This window comes from Microcoleus sp. BM001215392, from assembly GCF_036700185.1.
In the GTDB taxonomy this organism is placed as follows: domain Bacteria; phylum Cyanobacteriota; class Cyanobacteriia; order Cyanobacteriales; family Microcoleaceae; genus Microcoleus.
On the sequence record NZ_JAUBOJ010000443.1, the window covers coordinates 1 to 5,681 of the forward strand.

The 5,681-nt window shown below is 46.4% G+C and carries 2 protein-coding genes; both read right to left on the bottom strand.

Annotation, left to right across the window (positions count from 1 at the left end):
• Positions 1 to 90: 90 nt before the first annotated feature.
• Complete coding sequence (locus QT974_RS30215) at positions 91 to 3,234, bottom strand: efflux RND transporter permease subunit (protein WP_333472074.1); 3,144 nt, start codon at positions 3,232 to 3,234, stop codon at positions 91 to 93.
• Between the two features lie 311 nt (positions 3,235 to 3,545).
• Entirely contained in the window at positions 3,546 to 5,519 is a 1,974-nt protein-coding gene (locus QT974_RS30220) for an efflux RND transporter periplasmic adaptor subunit (protein ID WP_333472075.1), read from the bottom strand.
• Positions 5,520 to 5,681: the final 162 nt, after the last annotated feature.

A 5,681-nucleotide genomic window follows, 5' to 3' on the forward strand; every position in this document is an offset into this window, starting at 1 on the left:
TTTTAACCGTTCGATCTTCAACCGGCGTCCGGCTTGTTTTGTTTGTGTAGACGCGAATGACCTTCGCCCGGTATTCTTATAAAGGTTATTTTACCGCCCTCCTTTTACATAAAAGATTTGCCCAAATTTCACATCCCTAAGTTTCTTTCGCCACGATTCCATGTAAATGTAAAATACGGGCGTGAGATATAATGTCAATACTTGTGAAAACAAAAGTCCGCCGACAACGGCAATTCCTAAGGGGCGGCGAGATTCCGAACCCGCGCCAACTCCCAATGCGATCGGTAATGTACCCATTAATGCTGCCATTGTAGTCATCATAATCGGTCGGAATCTTACTAAACAAGCTTGATAGATTGCTTCCGCTGGTTTTTTGCCTTCTAGGCGTTGGGATTCGATCGCAAAATCGACCATCATAATCCCGTTTTTCTTGACAATCCCTACCAATAATATGATACCGATGAATGAATAAACGTTGAGCTCAACGCCAAACAACATCAGTGTTAGCAACGCGCCAAAGCCGGCTGAAGGTAATCCCGACAAAATCGTAATCGGATGGATGAAATCTTCGTACAAAATGCCGAGGATTAAATAGATGACTAAAATTGCGATCGCCAACAAGAACCCTAAACTCGGCAGCGAACTCTGAAACACTTGACTGGCGCCCTGATAATTCGTCGTGATGCTGTCGGGAATCACGGATTTGACGATTTTGTCGATCGCGCTATTGGCACTTCCCAGGGCTACACCAGGGGCGAGATTGTAGGAAATTGTCGCGGCATTCATCCGCCCGACGTGGTTGATAATTAACGGTGCGACTCCTTGGGAGATTGTCGCAAAGGTTGCTAGCGGTACTTGCGTTTGACTCGCAGCAGCATCGCTGGAATTACCCGATGTCGCCATGTAAAGCTGCATCAAAGCATTTGGATCTTTTTGATATTTCGGTTCGAGTTCCAATATAACTTGATATTGGTTGCTCGCACCGTAAATCGTGGAAACTTGGTAAGCGCCGTAGGCATTTCTGAGAGTGTTTTCGATTTGACTCGCCGTAATTCCTAAGGCTGAGGCTTTGTCGCGATTGATGTCTATTTTGATTTGAGAAGTCATCTGCAAATCGCTGTTTACATCCTGAATTTCCGACATGGCTTTCATTTTTTCTATTAGTTGCGGCACGTATTTACGCAGCGGTAAAACGTCGGAACTTTGCAGCGCTAGTTGGTACAATCCAGTGCTTTGTTGCGTGCCCAGCGGAATGGCTGGAGGGTTTTGCAAGAACACTTTAATGCCGGGAATTTCGGCTAATTGCGATCGCAAATGCTGCACAATTTCATCCGCACCCATCTGCCGCTGCGAGATCGGTTTCAGCCGCACAAACAAGCTGCCGGAATTTCCAGCAACCGCCGCCCCTGCGCCGTTTGCGCTCGATCCGGCCCCGATGTTCGAGTTGACTGCTTCCACGTTTGGATCTTCGCGAATCGCCCTGACAACGGCTTCCTGGTGGCGTGCTAATTCATCAAAGGAGGCATCTTCGGCGGCTTGAGTAATGCCGGTAATTTGTCCGGTATCTTGGCTGGGAATAAAGCCTTTGGGAACTGCGATAAATAATCCAACTGTGGCGAACACCATGACTAATGATAAAATCATTGTGGTGCGGTGATATTTTAAGGCTATTTTCAGGCTCCAATCGTATAAGCTCAAAAATCTGTCGAATACATATTCGGAAGTTTGATAAAATTTGCTTTGATTGCTGTGATTTGCCGATCGCAAAAAACGACTGCACAACATCGGTGTCAAACTCAAAGACACAAAGCCGGAAACCAAAATAGAAACCGCAATCGTGACTGCAAATTCATGAAACAAGCGCCCTAGCAACTCACTCATAAACAACATCGGAATAAACACCGCCACCAAGGAAAGCGTCATCGATAAAATGGTAAATCCGATTTCCCTAGAACCGTTGAGCGCCGCCTCCTGTGGGGTTTCTCCGGCTTCGATGTGGCGGACGATGTTTTCGAGCATGACGATCGCATCATCGACTACAAAGCCTACAGATAGCGTCAGGGCCATCATTGACAAGTTATCCAACGAGTAGTCGAACAGGTGCATGACGGCGAAGGTACCAATCAGCGACACCGGTAGCGCTAAGCTGGGAATGACTGTTGCTGACAGGTTGCGCAAAAAGACGAAGATGACTAAGATGACAAGGGCGATCGTCAAAACCAAGGTAAATCGGACATCATCGACAGACTCGCGAATCGATTGAGACGCATCGTACATGACGCCAAGTGCGATCGAATTTGGCATCTGGGCTTGCAAACTCGGTAGCAATTTTTGAATCGTATCAACCACTTCGACGGTATTTGTACCGGGCTGTCTCTGGATGGTGAGGATAATTGCGCGATCGTTATTATACCAGCTAGCAACCTTAGTATTTTCTACACTGTCAACCACTCGCCCCAATTGTTCGAGATAAACAGGCTGTCCGTTTTTGTAAGTTACAATCAAACGCCGGAAAGCCGCAGCATCTTTAAGTTGTCCGTTAGTTTGGATTGTAAAGTTTTTGTGACTACCAGAAAGACTTCCCGTAGGTAAATTGACATTACCTTGTTGGATAGCAGTTTGCACTTGATCGATGCCAATTTGTCGCGCGGCTAACTGTTGCGGATTGAGTTGAATTCTAGCAGCATATTTTTGGGAACCGTAAATCTGAACTTGCGCTACGCCGTTGATTGTCGAAAGCTTTTGCGCGAGATAAGTTTGGGCGTAGTTATCTACTTCTGAAAGCGGTAAAGTTGGGGATGTCAGATAAAGGTAAAGAATCGGCCCGTCGGCGGGATTCACTTTGCTGTAAGTCGGCGGATTTGGTAAATCATTGGGGATTTGTCCCGCTGCTGAGGAAATTGCCGATTCCACATCCTGCGCCGCATCATCAATATTATGACTGAGATTGAATTGCAGGGTAATTTGAGTTTTGCCGCTGGTACTGGTGGAGGTTAGCGTATCGAGTCCCGCGATGCTGGAAAATTGCTTTTCTAGCGGGCGCGCCACGGATGCAGCCATTGTTTCCGGGCTGGCGCCGGGACGGGAAGCGCTAATTTGAATTGTGGGATAATCGACGTTGGGTAAATCGCTAATTGGTAGCAGTCGATAACTCATCCAACCAAAGATTAGAATGGCCGCCATCACCAGGGTGGTCATAATTGGACGGCGGATAAATGGTTCTGAAAGATTCATTTAGTTAGATTAGTTTAAGAGTAGGATAGAATTGCCGTAATTTGAGAATTTTCGTTTTTTGCTGAGTCTCGATCCCCCTAAATCCCCCTTAAGAAGGGGGACTTTGAGTGTTTCCCAAATCCTAAATGACTCAACCCTGATATTCATCAATCATTCCCTATTCTTCAATCTCAAATCCCAAATCAAAAATTGCTCGGGCGGGCTTTGAACTCTTCCTGTCCCCCCCTTCTTAAGGGGGAGTAGGGGGCAAGCTAAGGGGGGATCTAGGCCTAATCATCACATCCAAAATCTACAATCTCAAACCGATCGCCCTAAGGATTTTTGCGCGATTTCCCTGACTTATTTCCCGATGAATTGGAGTCACCGCCGGATTTCTTATCCCCTGATGTGTCTGACTTATCACTTGTAGTAGAATCAGAATTATCTTTAGCATCCCCAGCGGTTTTAACAACAATCTTGCCGCCATCAACCAGATTAGCTTGTCCGTCAATCACAACATCATCACCAGCTTTCAAACCTTTTTTGATGACAGTCAAACCATCGATTGTATTTCCGACAACCACGGGCACATTATCTACGGTATCGTCGAACTGTGCGACAAATACGAATTGTCCTTTCGGGCCAGTTTGTACGGCTTGGGAAGGAACAACGATCGCATTTGGTTGCTGAGATAAGGTTAATATAGTATTGACGAATTGACCGGGGAATAGTTTCCCGTCAGAATTATTGAAATCGCCAATCAGTTGTATTGAGCCTGTGGCATTATCAACTGTATTATTGACAAAGGACAAAGTGCCTGATATCGGTTTATTGTTTCCCGCGAAGCTGACATCAACTTTTAGCTTGCCGTTTTCTGTGTACTTTTGAATGTCTGGTAAGTTGGATTCTGGAACGGAAAAGGCAACTTGAATCGGATTGATTTTGGAGATTGTGACTAAGGGTTTGTCGGCGCTTGGTTGTACGACATTTCCTTCTGTGACTAGGACATTTCCGGCGCGTCCGTCGATCGGCGAAAACACCTTAGTATAGGATGATTGCACTTGGGCATTTTGCAAACTGCCGCCGTCTGCGCTTACACTAGCCTGAGCACCCTCGATCGCAGATCGATCGCCCTCCACGACAGCCCGAGCATTCTCAATCCCCACCAAATCGCTCTTTACCGCCGTCTGAGCGTTCTCAATTCCGATCGCATCGCTTCTCACCGCAGTTTCCGCATTTGCGATCGCCACCTCGTCAGCTTTCACCGCAGCCTCCGCATTCGAGATGCCGATGCGATCGCTCTTCACCGCAGTTTCCGCATTTGCGATCGCCTGTTTGTCAAGCTCAACCGTTGCCGCCGTCGCCTGACTGCTGGTAGCATATTGTTGCGCTTGATCTTGACTGACTACTCCTTGTTTGTAGAGTTCGGCGTAACGTTGACTTTGGGCGGCCGCATATTGTGCTTGCGCTCGATCTTTTGTTAAAGTTGCGATCGCCTGCTTAACTGCGCCTTGGTCTTTTTCCAGAGTCATCTTTGCTTGTTCAACAACTCCCTTATCCTTCTCCAGAGTCGCCCGGGCTTGTTGGACAACACCTCTATCTTTTTCCAGAGTCGCCTTAGCTTGTTCGACAATTCCTCTATCCTTATCCAGAGTCGCCCTCGCTTGTTCAACAACTCCTAAATCCTTAGCCAGATTTGACATCGCTTGTTGTACTTGCGCGCGGTCTTTTGCTACAATGCCTTGAGCTTGTTGGATCGATGCAGTTTGAATGCGATCGTCGATCGAGAACAGCAACTGACCTTTCTTAACTTCCTGTCCTTTCTGGAAATAAACTCCCGTAATCCGGCCGCTAGCCTGAGCAGTAACAGAAACAGTAGCACCAGATTGCACAGTCCCGATCGCCTGTAATTGAATCGGCACCGTTTTTTTAGTCACCGCCGCCACCATCACCGGAGTCACCTGCATTTTACCACCACGGCGACTAGATTTTTCCGCTTTCGGAGCAGCAGCCCGCTGCCAAACCAAAAAACCCAAACCTCCAACCACCAACAACATCAACAACAAAAGTGCAATCCGTCCCTTTGCTAGCACTTTTTCCGTCGGAGGTTGTTGAGTTACAACATTATTTATAGATGTACTTTCCGGTAAACTTGGAGATTCCACAGCAACTTCTGCCATACTGTGATTCGGAACTTTATCAACAATCTCAACTTTGTCCGTTGATTCTTCGTTCAGCTTCAGATTCTCGTCAGTAACTTGAGGCTGATTGCCATTCCGACTTTGACTAATAATTTTTTCTAGCATAATCAAATCCCTCTATAGAAATTGCTCTTACTCTTAATAACACCTATTGTCCGGTACATCAGACAAAATTCACAAACCACCTAGAAATTTATAGTTTTTCTTAAATATTACCAAGAAGAATGGGTTTAAAGCCTCCTCCTTCTAGGGGGAAATAAAACAAAA